The 15,606-nt window shown below is 62.3% G+C and carries 20 protein-coding genes; 5 read left to right on the forward strand and 15 right to left on the reverse strand.

What is annotated here, in order from left to right; genetic code table 11:
• Positions 1-40: 40 nt before the first annotated feature.
• The 13 genes from NKH70_RS00755 to hisB form a co-directional block, all read right to left on the reverse strand.
• Entirely contained in the window at positions 41-1,615 is a 1,575-nt protein-coding gene (locus tag NKH70_RS00755; RefSeq protein WP_352911707.1) for a hypothetical protein, read from the reverse strand.
• A complete protein-coding gene (locus NKH70_RS00760) occupies positions 1,605-2,000 on the reverse strand; it encodes a GtrA family protein (RefSeq protein WP_352717196.1) in 396 nt (131 codons plus the stop codon). Before NKH70_RS00760 ends, NKH70_RS00755 begins: the two co-directional genes overlap by 11 nt.
• 7 nt (positions 2,001-2,007) lie before the next feature.
• Complete coding sequence (locus tag NKH70_RS00765; protein ID WP_352717195.1) at positions 2,008-2,778, reverse strand: class I SAM-dependent methyltransferase; 771 nt, start codon at positions 2,776-2,778, stop codon at positions 2,008-2,010.
• Positions 2,778-3,785: a glycosyltransferase family 2 protein gene (locus NKH70_RS00770; RefSeq protein WP_352911711.1), complete on the reverse strand. Its 1,008-nt coding sequence runs from the start codon at positions 3,783-3,785 to the stop codon at positions 2,778-2,780. Before NKH70_RS00770 ends, NKH70_RS00765 begins: the two co-directional genes overlap by 1 nt.
• Positions 3,786-3,861: 76 nt before the next feature.
• Positions 3,862-4,821, reverse strand: coding sequence for a type I pantothenate kinase (gene coaA / locus NKH70_RS00775; RefSeq protein WP_352911713.1), 960 nt, complete (start codon positions 4,819-4,821; stop codon positions 3,862-3,864).
• A gap of 18 nt (positions 4,822-4,839) precedes the next feature.
• Entirely contained in the window at positions 4,840-5,166 is a 327-nt protein-coding gene (locus NKH70_RS00780; protein WP_292660336.1) for a phosphoribosyl-ATP diphosphatase, read from the reverse strand.
• Between the two features lie 36 nt (positions 5,167-5,202).
• Positions 5,203-5,997: an imidazole glycerol phosphate synthase subunit HisF gene (gene hisF, locus NKH70_RS00785; RefSeq protein ID WP_352912200.1), complete on the reverse strand. Its 795-nt coding sequence runs from the start codon at positions 5,995-5,997 to the stop codon at positions 5,203-5,205.
• Positions 5,994-6,830 (reverse strand): arginase family protein, encoded by an 837-nt coding sequence (locus tag NKH70_RS00790; RefSeq protein WP_352911716.1) that lies wholly within the window; start codon positions 6,828-6,830, stop codon positions 5,994-5,996. The genes hisF and NKH70_RS00790 overlap by 4 nt, the downstream gene beginning before the upstream one ends.
• Before the next feature lie 3 nt (positions 6,831-6,833).
• Positions 6,834-7,577, reverse strand: a complete 744-nt coding sequence (hisA, locus tag NKH70_RS00795; protein WP_352911719.1) for a 1-(5-phosphoribosyl)-5-[(5-phosphoribosylamino)methylideneamino]imidazole-4-carboxamide isomerase — start codon at positions 7,575-7,577, stop codon at positions 6,834-6,836.
• Positions 7,578-7,579: 2 nt separating this feature from the next.
• On the reverse strand, positions 7,580-7,870 hold the full coding sequence (locus NKH70_RS00800; RefSeq protein WP_352717187.1) for a DUF1330 domain-containing protein: 291 nt from the start codon (positions 7,868-7,870) through the stop codon (positions 7,580-7,582).
• Positions 7,871-7,873: 3 nt separating this feature from the next.
• On the reverse strand, positions 7,874-8,524 hold the full coding sequence (hisH, locus tag NKH70_RS00805) for an imidazole glycerol phosphate synthase subunit HisH (protein ID WP_352717185.1): 651 nt from the start codon (positions 8,522-8,524) through the stop codon (positions 7,874-7,876).
• A gap of 1 nt (position 8,525) precedes the next feature.
• Complete coding sequence (locus NKH70_RS00810; RefSeq protein WP_352911724.1) at positions 8,526-8,999, reverse strand: DUF2628 domain-containing protein; 474 nt, start codon at positions 8,997-8,999, stop codon at positions 8,526-8,528.
• A gap of 4 nt (positions 9,000-9,003) precedes the next feature.
• Positions 9,004-9,603 carry an imidazoleglycerol-phosphate dehydratase HisB gene (gene hisB / locus NKH70_RS00815; RefSeq protein WP_352717183.1) on the reverse strand — a complete coding sequence of 200 codons (600 nt, stop codon included), beginning with the start codon at positions 9,601-9,603 and terminating at the stop codon, positions 9,004-9,006.
• A gap of 225 nt (positions 9,604-9,828) precedes the next feature.
• On the opposite strand from hisB, the gene hslV reads away from it, so the two are divergent.
• The 5 genes from hslV (at position 9,829) to NKH70_RS00840 (ending at position 13,989) form a co-directional block, all read left to right on the forward strand.
• Entirely contained in the window at positions 9,829-10,380 is a 552-nt protein-coding gene (gene hslV, locus NKH70_RS00820; RefSeq protein ID WP_292660356.1) for an ATP-dependent protease subunit HslV, read from the forward strand.
• Positions 10,370-10,927, forward strand: coding sequence for a GNAT family N-acetyltransferase (locus tag NKH70_RS00825; RefSeq protein ID WP_352911727.1), 558 nt, complete (start codon positions 10,370-10,372; stop codon positions 10,925-10,927). The genes hslV and NKH70_RS00825 overlap by 11 nt, the downstream gene beginning before the upstream one ends.
• Before the next feature lie 4 nt (positions 10,928-10,931).
• Positions 10,932-11,528 (forward strand): DUF2585 domain-containing protein, encoded by a 597-nt coding sequence (locus tag NKH70_RS00830; RefSeq protein WP_254815925.1) that lies wholly within the window; start codon positions 10,932-10,934, stop codon positions 11,526-11,528.
• Positions 11,529-11,532: 4 nt separating this feature from the next.
• The gene (gene hslU, locus NKH70_RS00835; protein WP_352464697.1) at positions 11,533-12,846 is read left to right on the forward strand and encodes an ATP-dependent protease ATPase subunit HslU; all 1,314 of its coding nucleotides are present in this window, start codon (positions 11,533-11,535) and stop codon (positions 12,844-12,846) included.
• Between the two features lie 183 nt (positions 12,847-13,029).
• Positions 13,030-13,989, forward strand: a complete 960-nt coding sequence (locus NKH70_RS00840; protein WP_352717180.1) for a DUF1402 family protein — start codon at positions 13,030-13,032, stop codon at positions 13,987-13,989.
• Positions 13,990-14,023: 34 nt separating this feature from the next.
• On the opposite strand, the gene NKH70_RS00845 is transcribed toward NKH70_RS00840, so the two are convergent.
• Both NKH70_RS00845 and NKH70_RS00850 read right to left on the reverse strand, forming a co-directional pair.
• A complete protein-coding gene (locus tag NKH70_RS00845; protein ID WP_352977134.1) occupies positions 14,024-15,253 on the reverse strand; it encodes an NAD(P)/FAD-dependent oxidoreductase in 1,230 nt (409 codons plus the stop codon).
• Positions 15,254-15,255: 2 nt separating this feature from the next.
• Positions 15,256-15,570 (reverse strand): MocE family 2Fe-2S type ferredoxin, encoded by a 315-nt coding sequence (locus NKH70_RS00850; RefSeq protein WP_352464700.1) that lies wholly within the window; start codon positions 15,568-15,570, stop codon positions 15,256-15,258.
• Between the last annotated feature and the right edge of the window lie 36 nt (positions 15,571-15,606).

The raw sequence follows: 15,606 nt of genomic DNA on the forward strand, positions 1-15,606 counted from the left end.
GATTGGATCCAGCCGTGCCATAGTTTCTGGAAGCCTCTGCTCAATCGGTTTGGAGCGGCGCGAGCGCCGTGTAACGAAGATAGACAGTAATTTCCGGCTCGGCGTGCAGCAGACGATAGTCGGCCAAAGCGACAGCGATCCGCTTGTCCTGCAGCATCAGGGCAGTCCACGCCGGCGAGCCTGACAGCACGATATCGGGCTTCTTCGCTGATATCTCGGCGGCGTATTCGCCGATCACCCGATCGCGGATGCTTTCAAGGTCCCGTCTCCGTTCGAGATCACCGGTGACGCGGGCGAGCGTGTCCGCGTTGGAGACCGCCCAGGCGCTCGGATGGCGTGATATGAACCTGCCGTCGACCAGCCTGGCGAGGGGATGGGCAACCTGCATCTGGTCGGCAATCGACATGATGGTCGGGGCTTCGACCGTCGAGCGGATCGCGGCGACAGACCGGGCGATCGGTCCGTCGTCCGTCGTCAGCGCCGCGTACTGTGCCCTGACCGCTATTTGCAGCACCAGCACGCAACCGAAGATCAGGGCGGCCTTACGAACGAAGCCTGCACTGCGGAATGTGCCGAACCGCACAAGCTGGATGCCAAATGCAAGTGCTGCAACAACGACCATCGGCAGGGCGTGATTGGGCCAACCCTTGCCCATGATGATGAAGGCCGGAATGAACCCCAGTGCGGTCAGAAGCGGAATCCTGACGTCCCAGCTCGTCTGTCTCAGGCCGCCGGCCACAAGCACGGTGGCGGCGGCCAGAAGCAGCACCACTTTCGGCCAGTTTGCCAGCATATCGGCGGCAGAGGCCCTCAACGGAAGATAGACCTCCCTGACCAAGGGCAGGACGTCGCTGACGTAAGCGCGGTCGAAGAGCGCGATGGACGCGACATAGGCGGCCACGATCGCAGCGCCAAGCACGTTCTCCACGACGAAGAGCGGTTTCAGCGACCGCCTTTCAACCGCAAGACAGAGTGACGGCAACATGAAGGCCAGCGCAAAATAGGGCGGCTTGACCATGACCCCGACCGCCGCGCCGAGGCCCGCGACCATGTGCTCCAGGGGCGAGCCCGCGCTGAAATCCGGGGTCCGCTGACGTGTGCATTGCAACGCCACCCAGGGCAAAATGGCAATCATCGCGAAGTGCTCGCGTTGGCCGAATTGATCCGGCATGAAACAGAGGATCGAAAACAGGGCCGCCGCTGCCGCCCACAGCGCATGGGGCTGCCGGTAAACCGGTTCATCGCGCGCGAAAATGCGGACGGAAATAAAAAGACTGGCCAGGCTCAGGCAAACGATGCCAAGCGTCAGCCAGAATTCCGCACGTATGCCGGTGAGCTTTTCCAGGAGCATGAACGGCATGTAGAGCCAGATCGAGAACGGTGGGTTGGTCTCCATGATGTCCGTGTTGAGCCGCTCTCCGCCAAGCAGGCGGTCACAGACGACCAGAAGCCATGACACGTCGACATTGGTCGGAATTGCAACGGTGGATAGCCAGACGGCGTATGTGACGACCAGGCAGGCCAGCAGCAACGGAGCACCCGCTACACCCGCAAACGGCGAGAAACGGTTGGCGCCGGGCAGCAGTTCACTGAGGGATCGCGCGCTAGAGACCACGAAACACCCACCGCCCGAGGACGACATAGTTGATGACCGGCACGGCAATGCAGGTGAGCAGGATCGGGATTGCGGCCGGGACGCCGAGCATCTGGGTCAAAAGGCCCGGCAGGGCGATCGCGACGGCGAGACCGGAAGCGGTGAGCAGGAGGAAGCGGGGCAATTCCATCGCGTGGCTGCCGCCCGAGGTAAAGGTGAAATATTTATGCCCGGTGTAGGAGAACAGCGCGGCGACGGCGTAGGCCGCAAACGATGTGAGCGCCGCCGGCAGGGCCGCCGTTGCCTGTCCACGCGACAGTAGGAAAGCACAAACGGCATAGATCAGCGTCGACGCGATGCCAATTAGCGCAAAGCGCGATAGTCGACGATACGAGCCGCTGCCCATTACGCGGTCAAGCAGCCAATTTCTCGTCGAGGCGACCGGTTTCGACGGCGTCGTCCTTGCGGAATACCGCCAGCAGCGAAACACCGAAGGGCAGGCTTGCATTTGGTATGATGCGGCCTTCCGCCGAAAACACTGCCTTCATCGCCGCATTCAGTGGTTTCGGCGGCGTTGCATGGCCGGCTGGCAAGGCCGACGTGCGCAACCTGTCCACCAGCCGTGCCAGTGCCGCTACAGGAAAGAGTGCGGCATTTGTGTAACTCAGCCGGTCGATCCTGAAGCCAGCCCTTTCAATTCGTTCACGCAGCAGATTGCGCGAATAGCGCCGCATATGATGCAGCCCCACATCATGCGTGCTCCACAACCATTGGTGTGCGGGCACCGTGAGGACGACGCTGCCGCCCGGTTTCAGCATTTGGCGGATCGCGGCAAGCGATGCCTCGTCTTCGGCGACATGTTCCAGCACGTCGAACAGGCAAACCAGGTCGCAGCTTTGCGGCGCGACAGGAATGTTGTCCGGCAGATATCCGGCAAGGAAGTCACGGCCGGTCTTTTCCCAGGCAATCCTGCGCGCGAGATCGCTCATCTCGACTGCCGTCACGGCGCCGAACTGCTCCAGCATCCTGATGTTGCCGCCGGTGCCGGCGCCGATCTCGACGATGCGCGCCTTTTCGGGCAGGTCGATGCTGCGAATGACCGCCTCTGCGATGGCGCGACGCCCGCAGAACCACCAATGCTCGTCTTCGGTGGCGGCCATCTGTCGGTAGGCGTCGAGCTCCATCAGCTCATTCCCTCATATTTGCGGCGCACAATGTAGATCGGACGCTGCTTGATCTCGGCGTAGACCCTGCCGAGGTACTGTCCGATGATGCCGATGCCGAGTAACTGGATGCCGCCAAGGAAAAGAACACTGACCAGCAGCGAGGCGTAGCCGGGAACATCAACGCCAAAGATCATTGTCTTGGCGACGATCAGCAGGCCGTAGAGGAACGACAGTGCGGAAATCGTTGCGCCGACATAGGTCCAGATTTCAAGCGGAGCGGTGGAGAAGCTGGTAATGCCTTCGAGCGCGAAGTTCCACAGCTTCCAGCCGGAGAATTTCGACTGGCCGGCGATGCGCTGATCGCGGACATATTCGATGCTTGCGGTGCGGAACCCGACCCAGGCGAACAGGCCCTTCATGAAACGACGGCGTTCGGGCAAAGACCGCAGCGCCTGGATGACCTGACGGTCGATCAAACGGAAGTCACCGACATCGTGCGGGATCTTCTGCTGCGCGATCCAGTTGTGAACGCGGTAGAACATCGAGGCGGAGCGCTGCTTGAGAAAGCTGTCGCTCGACCGGTTGGCTCGCTTGGCAAGAACAACCTCGAAACCCTCGCGCCACTTTTCCACAAGCAGCGGAATGACATGCGGCGGATCCTGCATATCGACATCCATCGGAATCGCTGCATCGGCATCGCAGCTGTCGAGACCCGCGGTCATCGCAGCTTCCTTGCCGAAATTGCGCGAAAGGTCGATTACGTGGATGCGTGGATCGGTTTGTTGAGCTTCGATCAGCTTTTCGAGCGTCGTATCGCTGCTGCCGTCGTTGACGAAGATGAACTCGAGGGCAACGCCTTTGTCCTTCAGCGGAGCAGTGCTTTCACACACGGCCTTCAGGAATGGAGCAATTGCGCCTTCCTCATTGTGGACCGGCACGATCAGGGCAATCGTTGCGGCGCCGCTGCCCGGATGTGCCGCGCGGCCAGCTGCCGGCCGATCAATATTTAGGAATGGCGCATTCATTGTTTGCCGAGCCCGCAGATCAAGCCCGACAATAGGAAGACTGGGTTAAGATGACTTTAAGGAATGCCTCAGGATTTCAAAGTTTTCGGAGCGCCACTTCCTCGACCAGATGGTTGGCGCCCTTGCGCAGGATGAGATCGGCTCGGGCGCGGGTCGGCAATATATTCTCGCGCAAATTCTTCAGATTGATGTTGGTCCACAGGCCCTCGGCGATGGCGCGGGCCGCATCCTCGGAAAGTTGCGAATAGCGATGGAAGAAGGAAGCCGGGTCGCGGAAGGCGGTTTCGCGCAGCCGCATGAAGCGGGCGATATACCAGTGATGGATCAGCGCCTCCTCGGCATCGATATAGATGGCGAAGTCGAAGAAATCCGACAGGAAAGGCACGATCTTGCCGTCCTTCGGCAACTTGCCCGGCTGCAGGACATTGATGCCTTCGAAAATCAGGATGTCCGGCCGGTCGATGGTCTGGAACTCGCCCGGAATGACGTCATAGGTCAGGTGCGAATAGACTGGCGCGAGGACGTTACGCTGCGCCGATTTGATGCCGGACAGGAAGCGCAGCAGCGCGCCGACGTCGTAGCTGTCGGGAAAGCCCTTGCGCTCCATCAGATTGTTGCGGCGCAGTACTTCGTTCGGCAGCAGGAAACCGTCGGTGGTGACCAGGTCGACCTTGGGACTCGACGGCCAGCGCGCCAGCAGCTCCTCTAGGACGCGCGCCGTGGTCGATTTGCCGACCGCCACGGAACCGGCAATGCCGATGATGAACGGTGTCTTGGCCACGTCCAGCGCGTTGAAGAAGACCTGGCGTTGCCTGAACAAGAGTTGACTGGCTTCGACATGAGCCGACAACAGCCGCGACATCGAAAGGTAAATGCGCTCGACCTCGTGGAGATCGACCGGATCGTTCAGCGACCGCAGACGATGGATCTCGTCTGCGGTCAGCGTCATCGGCGTATCGGCGCGGAACCGCGACCATTGCTCGGCCGAGAAGAAACGATAGGGTGAATACTTCTCGGTAGGAGCGAGCTGGTCCATCGAGTTCCTCCGCAGCGATCAGCCCCGGTCCAGCCGAGACGCCTTTTCGGCGATGCCCGAACGACCGGTGCGGCGTTCAAGCTCGTTGAGCACATCGCTCAGCGGAATGCCCGCTACGCCAAGAACGACAAGCCAATGATAAATGAGATCGGCGCTTTCCGAAACAAGCGCGGCCCTATCGGCGCTGACGGCTGCGATCACCGTTTCGACCGCCTCTTCGCCGAGTTTCTGCGCTGCCTTGCTCATGCCGCGCTGAAAGAGCTTGGCCGTCCACGAATCCGGATCGCCGGAGCGTGCGCGTTCGCCAATGATCTTCTCCAGATCGGAGAGTGAGAACTCAGTCATGACGGCGTTTACAGCCTCTTCTTAGCCGGAAAGGCTCTAGGACCGATTACCCGGCGAGTCCAGCCGCATCGGCAGTCCGGCCTGAGCCATATGCAGCTTGGCCTCGGCGATGCTGTAGGTGCCGAAATGGAAGATCGACGCCGCCAGCACCGCGCCGGCATGGCCATCGCGAATGCCTTCGACCAGGTGGTCGAGCGTGCCGACGCCGCCGGAAGCGATAACCGGCACGCGTACGGCATCGGCGACCGCGCGGGTTAGGGCTATGTCGTAGCCGGCCTTGGTGCCGTCGCGGTCCATCGATGTCAGCAGGATCTCGCCGGCGCCGAGATCGACCACTTGCCGAGCGAACTCGACGGCATCGATGCCGGTCTTCTCGCGGCCGCCATGGGTGAATATCTCCCAGCGACCGGCCTCGCCCGCAGCGGACACTTTCTTGGCATCGATAGCGACGACGATGCACTGGTTGCCGAATTTGTCGGCTGCTTCGGCGACAAAATTGGGGGTCTTCACCGCCGCCGTGTTGATCGACACCTTGTCGGCGCCGGCCAGAAGCAGCTTCCTGATGTCGGCGACCTGACGGACGCCACCGCCAACGGTCAGCGGCATGAAACATTGTTCGGCGGTGCGGGCGATGACATCGAAAATGGTCTCGCGGTTTTCCGACGAGGCGGTGATGTCGAGAAAGCAGAGCTCGTCGGCGCCGGCCGCGTCATAGGCTTTTGCCGCTTCGACGGGATCGCCGGCATCGACCAGGTCGACGAAATTGACGCCCTTGACGACGCGGCCGTTCTTGACGTCGAGACAGGGGATGACGCGGGCTTTCAGCATCAGATCCTCTCGATCTCCGCAAGAAAATCGACAAGCAGCTGGCCGACGACGGGCGGAACCTCGGCCTGGGAATCAAAGGCCGGGTCGTAGGCCGAGAGCGTCACGCCGACGATCGGGATTGACCTGGCCAGTCCGCAGGCAAGCTGCCGTAGCTGTTCCGGGCTCGGGCCGCCCGGATGCGCGTAGCGGTTCACCTGCAACACATCCGGATCTAGAACATCCAGGTCCAGATGCAGATGTGCCTGGACGGCCCCTGCCGCTGTGAGCTTTCCGACTCTATCGAGTGCACCGGCACATTCGGTGCGCACGATCGGCAAAGTTTCCAGCAGGCGCTTTTCGTCGGGATCGAGGTCGCGGGCATCGACCAGCATACAGCGCGCCGGGTCTATCGGCCGGAACCCCGGAATCGCTGCCGCCATCGGACGCCAGCAGAGCCCGAGCGTCGCCGCCAGCGCCATGCCGTCGAGAAAGCCGTAGGCCGACGTCTCCGGCGTGTTGAGATCGCCATGCTGGTCGATCCAGATGATCGAATCCGCAACTTCACCGGCGACCGCACCGGCGGCGGTCAGGCAATTTCCAGCAAGGATAATGGGGAAGCGTTCTCCATCGCGGGCGAGGCTAACCTTAGTCGCGACAGCGTTGCAGACGGCGAAGCCGGTTGCAATTTCGCGCTCCTGCTCGTCTCCCACCTTGCCGATATCTTCGACGGCGACGTCATGGCCAGCCACGGTCAGGGCTTCGACCAGCCCACCGCCGACAATGGCGTCCGGCCCCTGGCCGCACCCTTCGTGATAGTGCCCGCTGTCATAGGGGGCGAGGATAATCGAGACCTTCACGTTTCACACCCCTGCCATCGGCTTGCCGCGCAGGATCGCCAGTGCCTCGGCCGGATCGATGCGGCCGTCGTAGAGCGCGCGGCCGGAGATCGCGCCTTCGAGCTTCTGCGCATCGGGCATGGTCATGCGCACGATGTCGGCGATCGAGGCGAGCCCGCCCGAGGCGATGACCGGGATCGAAACCGCCTCGGCGAGGTCGATGGTTGCGTCCCAGTTGATGCCTGCCAGCACACCGTCGCGATCGATGTCGGTGTAGATGATGGCAGCAACGCCGGCGCCTTCGAATTTCCTCGCCAGTTCGATGACGCCGAGGCTCGATGCCTCGGCCCAGCCTTCGACCGCGACCTTGCCGCCCTTGGCGTCGATGCCGACGGCGATCTTGCCCGGGAACGCCTTGCACGCCTGCCTGACCAGATCCGGATCGCGCACCGCCACGGTGCCAAGAATGACGCGGGCCAGCCCACGGTCGAGCCAGTCCTCGATTTGCGCCAGAGTGCGGATGCCGCCGCCGAGCTGCACCGGATTGTTCGTCGCCTTGAGGATGGCGCCGACCGCCGCGCTGTTGACGCTCTGGCCCTTGAAGGCGCCGTTGAGGTCGACGACGTGCAGCCATTCGAAGCCCTGCTCTTCGAAGGCGCGCGCCTGAGCCGCGGGATCGTCATTGTAGATCGTCGCCGTCGCCATGTCGCCATGCCGGAGGCGCACGCATTTGCCGTCCTTGAGGTCTATCGCCGGAAACAGAAACACCTTCAGGCGCCTTCGACGATGACAAAGTGGCCGGTCGAGCCGGCGAGCCTGTACTTCAAGGCCTCCTGGTATTCAGGCGAGCCGTAGCATTCCATCGCCTTTTCATAGGATTCGAATTCCACCAGCACGTGGCGATTGCCTGTCGGCCCTTCCGGGCTGGTATACCGCCCGGCGCGCACCGGGAACTTCGCGCCGTATTTCGCGAAAGCCGCGGCATTGGCCTCGATGTACTGCTTGTAGATCTCAGGATCGTGGACATCGACCATCGCCATCCAATAGCCCTTCTTGCTCATGGTTCAGGGCCTCCAGCCTAGGAAATTGGTGATCAGCGCCAGGCCCAGCGCCTGGCTCTTCTCGGGGTGGAATTGCGTTCCGGCTAGGTTGTCGCGGGCGACAGCGGCCGTTACCGGGCCGCCATAGTCGGCAACCGCCAGCACCTCATCCTCCTTCCGTGCGTCCAGATGGTAGGAGTGGACGAAATAGGCGTGCAGTCCCTTGCCGCCCGTCGCAATGCCGGAAAACAGCGGATGCTTGCGCTTCAGGTCAATCGTGTTCCAACCGATCTGCGGGATCTTCAGTGTCGGATCGGCCGGCGTGATCTCCTTGACGTCGCCTGCGATCCAGCCAAAGCCCTTTGTGACGGTCTTTTCCAGGCCTCGCTCCGACATCAGCTGCATGCCGACGCAGATGCCGAGGAACGGCCGAGCCTTGGCGATCGCCACATCCTCCACCGCTTCCCACATGCCGGCGACCGCACGCAGTCCAGCGGCGCAATCGGCATAGGCACCGACGCCCGGCAGGACGATGCGGTCGGCGGTCCTGACCCGCTCGGCATCGGCGGTGAGTTCGATCGCGGCGGCAATGCCGGCTTCATGCGCGGCACGCTCGAAGGCCTTGGTGGCCGAGCGCAGATTGCCCGACCCGTAGTCGATGATCGCGACCCTCATCTCAGGGCTTTCCCGGAATATGGTTCAGCCCCAGCGCCATGCCCATCTGCGCCGGCCGGGCAAGTGCTGCGTCCGGAACGATGCGTTGCACCGGCGGTTGTTCATCCGACTGGGCTTCGGCTTCCAATGCATAGCGGACGTCGGCGTCGTCGAGCCTGTCGGCCTCGACCACGCCCCATTCATGCCAGCCGCGACGGCGCAGGGCTGCGATCCGCAAGCCCTGCCCTTCCAGTCCGATAAAGAGCATGACAAGCAGGGATAAAAGCGAGCCGGTTGTTTCGAGGCCCAGCCTTTCGCCCAGCATCGAGAGCAGGCCCATGGCGACAAAGGCCAATGCCGCCTCGACCCACAGCCGGTGCCACGCCAGCCACAGCGGCGGCACCAGGAAGCCGAGCCAGGCAAAGCCGTCACGGATAAAGGTAGTGTCCACGCTTTCGCTGCGGCCTGGCGGCTCCATCACGATATAGATGGCCATGACGCTATCCTTTCAGGGATCCCTTGGTGGAGGGAACCGCATCCGGCTGGCGCGGGTCGCGCTCAAGTGCCGAACGCAACGCACGCGCCACGGCCTTGAAGCAGGTCTCGGCGATGTGGTGGTTGTTGGCGCCGTAATGATTGGTGACATGCAGCGTGATGCCGGCATTCTGCGCCAGCGCGTGGAAGAATTCGCGCACCAGCTCGGTGTCGAACGTACCGATCTTCGGCGACGAGAATGAAACATTCCAGACCAGAAAAGGCCGGCCGGAGACATCGATTGCCGCCCGCGTCAGCGTTTCGTCCATGGCGAGATCGATCGAGGCGTAGCGCATGATGCCGCGCCGCTCGCCCAATGCCTTGGCCAGCGCCTGGCCGAGCGCGATGCCCGTATCCTCGACCGTGTGGTGGTCGTCTATGTGCAGGTCGCCCTTGGCCTTCACGGTCATGTCGATCAGCGAATGGCGCGACAACTGGTCCAGCATATGGTCGAAGAAGCCGACGCCCGTCGAAATGTCGGATTTGCCCGAGCCGTCGACCTGAACCGACACGGAGATGTCGGTTTCCTTGGTCTTGCGGCTTATCTCGGCGGAACGGGGCGCCATGACCTCATCCTTGTCTCAGATTTGCATGATTCAGGCGTTCACATGCCTGAAAACGAAAGCCTTCTAGCAGCATGGTCCGGCGATTGCCAGTTACCGCTGCGGAGCACAGTCCGGCCCGGCGGATGGTCGGTTTGCAATCGTCCGGCCTATGCATACATATGGCCGATCAAGTCACTCGTAACGCGCCGATCGCCTTGATGGGATCGGTGCTTATCGGAGCGGAAAATGTCGAATGAACTGACCATGCATGCCACGACCATCCTGACCGTGCGCAAGGGCGGCAAAGTGGTGATCGCCGGCGACGGCCAGGTCAGCCTCGGCCAGACCATCATGAAAGGCAACGCCAAGAAGGTGCGCCGCATCGGCAAGGGCGGCAACGTCATCGCTGGTTTCGCCGGCGCCACCGCCGACGCCTTCACTCTGCTCGAGCGGCTCGAAGCCAAGCTCGAACAATATCCCGACCAGCTGACACGCGCCTGCGTGGAGCTCGCCAAGGACTGGCGCACCGACCGCTATTTGCGGCGGCTGGAAGCGATGATGCTGGTGGCCGACAAGTCGGTGTCGTTGGCACTGACCGGCACCGGCGACGTGCTGGAGCCCGAATTTGGCGTCATGGCCATCGGCTCGGGCGGCAATTACGCGCTGGCAGCGGCACGCGCCTTGATGGATAGCGACAAGGGCGCAGAGGAGATCGCCCGCAAGGCGATGCAGATCGCATCAGACATTTGCGTCTACACCAACAACAGCTTCGTCGTCGAAACCCTCGATGCCGCCTGAGCGGAGCCTCCGCTATGGTTTTCGGCCTGTGACCCAGAGGGACCTGCCGATGATCGCCGGCTGGCTTGCCGAGCCGCATGTCGCCGAATGGTGGAACGATCCAGAGACCGAGATCGCGGAGATCCGCGAACATATCGACAGCATTTCGGTCGAGCCGCTGATTGTCGAGCTCGACGGCAAACCCATCGGCTATCTGCAGAGCTACGATCCACATCTGGAGGATGGCCATCCCTATAGCGACCAGCCGTTCGGCACGCTCGGCATCGATCTGTCGATCGGCGTGCCGGAGCTTGTCGGGATCGGCCACGGCTCGGCGATCGTCCGGCAGTTCGTCGAGCAGCTTTTCGAGGAAGGGGCGCCGCGCGTCATCATCGATCCGGACCCAGCCAATGCACGGGCTATCCGAGCCTATGAAAAGGCCGGTTTCAGGGCTATCGATCGCAGGAAGTCGGAATATGGCGATGCCGTGCTGATGGCGATTGATGCCCCAGAGGGTGACGCCGAACAGGGTGATGCCGAACAGGGTGACACAGAAGAGGGGCAATAGCAGCATGAGCGTTTCCAGCGACAAAACCGTCTCGGCCTACGAAGACAGCTGGCGAATGGGGCTTCTGCTGGTTCTCGGCCTGGTCATCTTCCAGGCCGGGGTCCTCTACGGCATGGGGCGGACGCCGATTTGTACCTGCGGCTACGTCAAGCTGTGGCACGGCATCGTGCAGAGCTCCGAGAATTCCCAGCATATTTCCGACTGGTACAGCTTCTCGCACATCATTCACGGCTTCCTGTTCTATGCGCTGGCGTGGTTTCTTTTCCCGCGCTCGCCGATCGGGCTCAGGCTGGCCTTTGCGGTGGTGATAGAGGGCGGCTGGGAGCTGCTCGAGAACAGCCCTTTCATCATCGATCGCTATCGCGCCGGCACGATCTCGCTCGACTATTATGGCGACAGCATCATCAATTCGGTGTCGGACACGCTGGCAATGGTGCTGGGGTTTGTCATGGCGCGAAGGCTTCCTATATGGGTGATCGTAACCCTCGCCCTCATCTTCGAATTCGGTGTCGGCTATCTCATCCGGGACAATCTGACACTCAACGTGATCATGCTGCTGCATCCGTTCGAGTCCATTCGGCAGTGGCAAAGTGGAATTTAGTGACATGAGCACCTTCTCTCCCCGCGAAATCGTTTCGGAACTCGACCGCTTCATCATCGGCCAGAAAGACGCCAAGCGTGCCGTGGCGATTGCCTTGCGCAACCGCTGGCGCCGCCAGCAGCTCGAGGGCCAGATGCGCGAAGAGGTGATGCCGAAGAACATCCTGATGATCGGCCCGACCGGTGTCGGCAAGACCGAGATATCGCGCCGCCTGGCACGCCTTGCCGGTGCGCCTTTCGTCAAGGTCGAAGCCACCAAGTTTACGGAGGTCGGCTATGTCGGCCGCGATGTCGAGCAGATCATCCGCGATCTGGTCGAGATCGCCATCGGGCTGGTGCGCGAGAAGATGCGCGAGGACGTCAAGGCGCGAGCCCACATCAACGCCGAGGAACGGGTGCTCGAAGCCCTCGTCGGCAAGACGGCAAGCCCGGCCACCCGCGACAGTTTCCGCAAGAAGCTGCGCGACGGCGAGCTCGACAACAAGGAGATCGAGATCGAAGTGGCCGATACCGGCAATGGCGGCATGCCCGGCTTCGAGATCCCCGGCATGCCGGGCGCCAATATCGGCGTGCTCAATATCAACGACATGCTGTCGAAGGCGATGGGTGGCAAGAAGACCAAGTTGCGCAAGACGACGGTCAAGGAGTCCTACGGGCTGTTGATCGGCGACGAGTCCGACAAGCTGCTCGATCAGGACGAAGTGGTGCGCAGGGCACTCGAATCGACCGAGAACGACGGCATCGTCTTTCTTGACGAGATCGACAAAATCGCCTCGCGCGAAGGCGGCATCGGTGCCGGCGTTTCGCGTGAAGGCGTGCAGCGCGACCTGCTGCCGCTGGTCGAAGGCACCACGGTTGCGACCAAATACGGACCGGTGAAGACCGACCACATCCTGTTCATCGCCTCGGGCGCGTTCCACGTCGCCAAGCCCTCCGACCTGCTGCCGGAATTGCAGGGCCGCCTGCCGATCCGCGTCGAGCTGCGGGCGCTGGAGAAGGACGATTTCGTCCGCATCCTCACAGAGACCGAAGCCAGCCTGATCAAGCAGTATATCGCGCTGATGAAGACCGAAGGCGTCGACTTGGTCTTCACCGACGACGCGATCGATTCGTTGGCCGGCATCGCCGTGGACCTCAACGCAAGCGTCGAGAACATTGGCGCCAGGCGGCTGCAGACGGTGATGGAACGGGTGCTTGACGACATCTCCTATGACGCGCCGGACCGTAACGGCACCTCGGTGACCATCGATGCCGCCTATGTCGAGAAGCACGTCGGCGACCTCTCCAGAAACACGGACTTGTCGCGTTTCATCCTGTAGGAGACGCTTCATTCTCGAAGAGGCCGGGGAATTGCTCCCGGTCTCCGCCTAATTCGGCCCGGCATTCCCGATGTGTGGCCAAATGGAAGCATCCGGCAAGCTTTCGTCCCGTCCGGTGCAGGCGTCTCTCGACTCCCGGTGGAGCATTACCTAGTTTGCCGGCGATTATTTGGGCGGCGGCGCATGAAAAAACTGATCCTCGTCATTTTGGGGCTGACGCTGGCGGCAGCCATGTTCGCCGCGCAAGCGGCAACGATGGTGCCGCCGGGCAACCGCAACACCGAGCAACCCGACATACCGGGCGCATCGAGCCGGCGCACCCAGGCGACCAACACCACGTTCCAGGCGAAATACCGAAAAGTCTTTGCGCTGCTCCAGAACGATGCCGAACTGCGCGGCAAGATCAAGCAGGCAGCCGCGGCCTATGGCATCGACCCAATGCATATCGTTGGAGCCGTCGTCGGCGAGCATACTTATAATGTCGATGCCTATGACCGGCTGCAGACCTATTACGTGAAGGCGATCTCGTACCTGTCGAGCAAGCTCTCCTTTGCCTATGATGGCGAGGACATCACCGATTTCGTGCAACGGCCGCAATTTGCGAAATGCGCAGGGAAGTCCGACAGCTACGATCTGTGGGAGTGCCGCGAACAGGTGTGGAACCGGTCGTTCCGCGGCAAAACCGTCAACGGCGAGAGCTTTCCCAACGACCGCTTCGGCGCCACTTTCTTCCAGCCTTATTATGCCGGCCAGACCTTTGGCCTTGGCCAGCTCAATCCGCTGACGGCACTGCAGATGAGCGACCTCGTGCACAAGGTTTCCGGCCTGCCGGAGCTCGACGTCGGCGACCCGAACGCGGTCTACAAGACAATCATGGACCCTGACCTGACACTGCCTTATGTCGCGGCGACGATCAGGAAGTCGATCGACGCCTATGAAAGCATTGCCGGCTTCGACATCTCAGGCAATCCCGGCATCACGTCGACGCTCTACAATGTCGGCAACCCCGAACAGCGTGCCTATGCGCTGAAGGCCGAGAACGACAAGCGCCGCGCTGCGGGCGAGCCGGAAAAGCTGCCGGAGGAAAATTACTATGGCTGGCTGGTCAACGACAAGCTGCCGGAGCTGAAGGCGCTGTTTTAGCCGAACGCGTTCGGCCAACTATCCACGCGGCGGATCAAGCCGCCAGCAGCGACTTTAACTTCACGGTCTGCGAGCCCAGCGCTTCCGGCGCCGGCTTTGCCTGCTTTGCAATCAGCATCTCGGCCAGCCTTACGTCGCGCGCGATCGCGTTGCCGGGGCCAATGCCGCTTGCCGCAACCAGCCTGCCGTCCTCGGCGAGGTGGAACAGGATGAAGGCGCCGGCGCCGAGATCGCGGCGCACAATGCTGCGGCCTTCGTCCGACAGGCCGGCGATCTGCAAGGTCAGGCCGTACTGATCCGACCAGAACCACGGCACCGCCGCATGGGCCTCGCCGGCGCCAAGCATGTTTTTTGCGGCGAGCGCGCCCTGCTCCTGCGCATTGCGCCAAGCTTCGAGCCGCACGCGCCGGCCACCATAGAAGGCGAGCGGAAACGAGCAGCAATCGCCGGCGGCAAAGATGTCCGGGTCGCTGGTGCGAAGCTCGGCGTCGACGGCGATACCATTGTCGATCGTCAGCCCTGCTTCCGCGGCAAGTCCGGTCACCGGCACGGCGCCGATGCCGATCACGGCAAGATCGGCGACAATGTCGTGTCCACCGGCAAGCGTGATGCGCACTTCGGCGCCGTCATCGGCAATGGCGGCGATGCCCTCGCCGCACAGGATTTTGACGCCTTCGGCTTCATGCGCCTGATGGATGATCTCGGCGATCTCGGCCGGCACGCCGCGCATCAGAATGCGCGGCTGCGCCTCGATAACTGTGACCGCCGCACCCAGTCTGCGTGCCGCCACGGCAAGCTCAAGCCCGATGAAGCCGCCGCCAATGATGGCGATGCGATTTCCGGCGCTGAGATGGGCGCGAATGGCCAGCGCGTCGTTGAAGGTCCGGAGGTAGACGCAGCGCCCGCCAAGGCCCGGCATCGGCAGCTTGCGCGGCACCGAACCGGTCGCCAGCAGGAGCTTCTCGTAGGCCAGGACGGAACCGTCCGAGAGGCGCACGACATGCGCCGCGCGGTCGATCGCCACCGCCTGGACCGAATGGATATGCCTGATCGATCTTTCGGCCAGGACCGCCTCGCTGGCGATCGCCTTGAGCAGGGGCGAGTCGGCGACCATCGCGTCTTTCGACAGCGGTGGCCGCTCATAGGGCAGATGCGGCTCGTCGCCGACCAGCGTCACCGGGCCATCATAGCCGAGCTCGCGCAGCGCAAGGGCGGCGCGCCCGCCGCATTCGCCGGCGCCGATGATGACCATTCCCTTCGTCATCATCAACCGATCCGGACAAGGACTTTGCCGGCGTCGACTTTGACCGGATAGGTTCTTAGATCGACGCAGACCGGCGCGCCCCTGGCAGCCCCAGTCTTGTAATTGAAGCGGCCATTATGCTTCGGGCATTCGATGATATCGTCCATCACCAGCCCGTCCGCCAGATGCACCTTCTCATGCGTGCAAAGCCCGTCGGTGGCGAAATACTCGTCGTCGGGGCTGCGGTAGACGGCGAAGGTGCGGCCGCCATGGTCGAAGCGCATCACGTCCTCTTCGTCGATGTCCCCGGCGTCACAGGCCTCGACCCAGTCGCTCATTTACGCCTCCCCCAATTCTTGGCGCCCTCGGCATGG

Source organism: Mesorhizobium sp. M0991, from assembly GCF_040318915.1.
Lineage (GTDB): Bacteria > Pseudomonadota > Alphaproteobacteria > Rhizobiales > Rhizobiaceae > Mesorhizobium.

Excerpts from the sequence above, each read along its gene's own strand:
- NKH70_RS00825 (WP_352911727.1), top strand. The coding sequence starts at position 10,370 with ATGCCGCCTGAGCGGAGCCTCCGCTATGGTTTTCGGCCTGTGACCCAG.
- NKH70_RS00765 (WP_352717195.1), bottom strand. The coding sequence starts at position 2,778 with ATGGAGCTCGACGCCTACCGACAGATGGCCGCCACCGAAGACGAGCAT.
- NKH70_RS00845 (WP_352977134.1), bottom strand. The coding sequence starts at position 15,253 with ATGACGAAGGGAATGGTCATCATCGGCGCCGGCGAATGCGGCGGGCGC.
- NKH70_RS00800 (WP_352717187.1), bottom strand. The coding sequence starts at position 7,870 with ATGAGCAAGAAGGGCTATTGGATGGCGATGGTCGATGTCCACGATCCT.
- NKH70_RS00770 (WP_352911711.1), bottom strand. The coding sequence starts at position 3,785 with ATGAATGCGCCATTCCTAAATATTGATCGGCCGGCAGCTGGCCGCGCG.
- NKH70_RS00840 (WP_352717180.1), top strand. The coding sequence starts at position 13,030 with ATGAAAAAACTGATCCTCGTCATTTTGGGGCTGACGCTGGCGGCAGCC.
- hisB (WP_352717183.1), bottom strand. The coding sequence starts at position 9,603 with ATGGCGCCCCGTTCCGCCGAGATAAGCCGCAAGACCAAGGAAACCGAC.
- NKH70_RS00780 (WP_292660336.1), bottom strand. The coding sequence starts at position 5,166 with ATGACTGAGTTCTCACTCTCCGATCTGGAGAAGATCATTGGCGAACGC.
- hslU (WP_352464697.1), top strand. The coding sequence starts at position 11,533 with ATGAGCACCTTCTCTCCCCGCGAAATCGTTTCGGAACTCGACCGCTTC.
- NKH70_RS00830 (WP_254815925.1), top strand. The coding sequence starts at position 10,932 with ATGAGCGTTTCCAGCGACAAAACCGTCTCGGCCTACGAAGACAGCTGG.
- NKH70_RS00850 (WP_352464700.1), bottom strand. The coding sequence starts at position 15,570 with ATGAGCGACTGGGTCGAGGCCTGTGACGCCGGGGACATCGACGAAGAG.
- NKH70_RS00760 (WP_352717196.1), bottom strand. The coding sequence starts at position 2,000 with ATGGGCAGCGGCTCGTATCGTCGACTATCGCGCTTTGCGCTAATTGGC.
- hslV (WP_292660356.1), top strand. The coding sequence starts at position 9,829 with ATGTCGAATGAACTGACCATGCATGCCACGACCATCCTGACCGTGCGC.
- hisH (WP_352717185.1), bottom strand. The coding sequence starts at position 8,524 with ATGAGGGTCGCGATCATCGACTACGGGTCGGGCAATCTGCGCTCGGCC.
- coaA (WP_352911713.1), bottom strand. The coding sequence starts at position 4,821 with ATGGACCAGCTCGCTCCTACCGAGAAGTATTCACCCTATCGTTTCTTC.
- NKH70_RS00810 (WP_352911724.1), bottom strand. The coding sequence starts at position 8,999 with ATGGCCATCTATATCGTGATGGAGCCGCCAGGCCGCAGCGAAAGCGTG.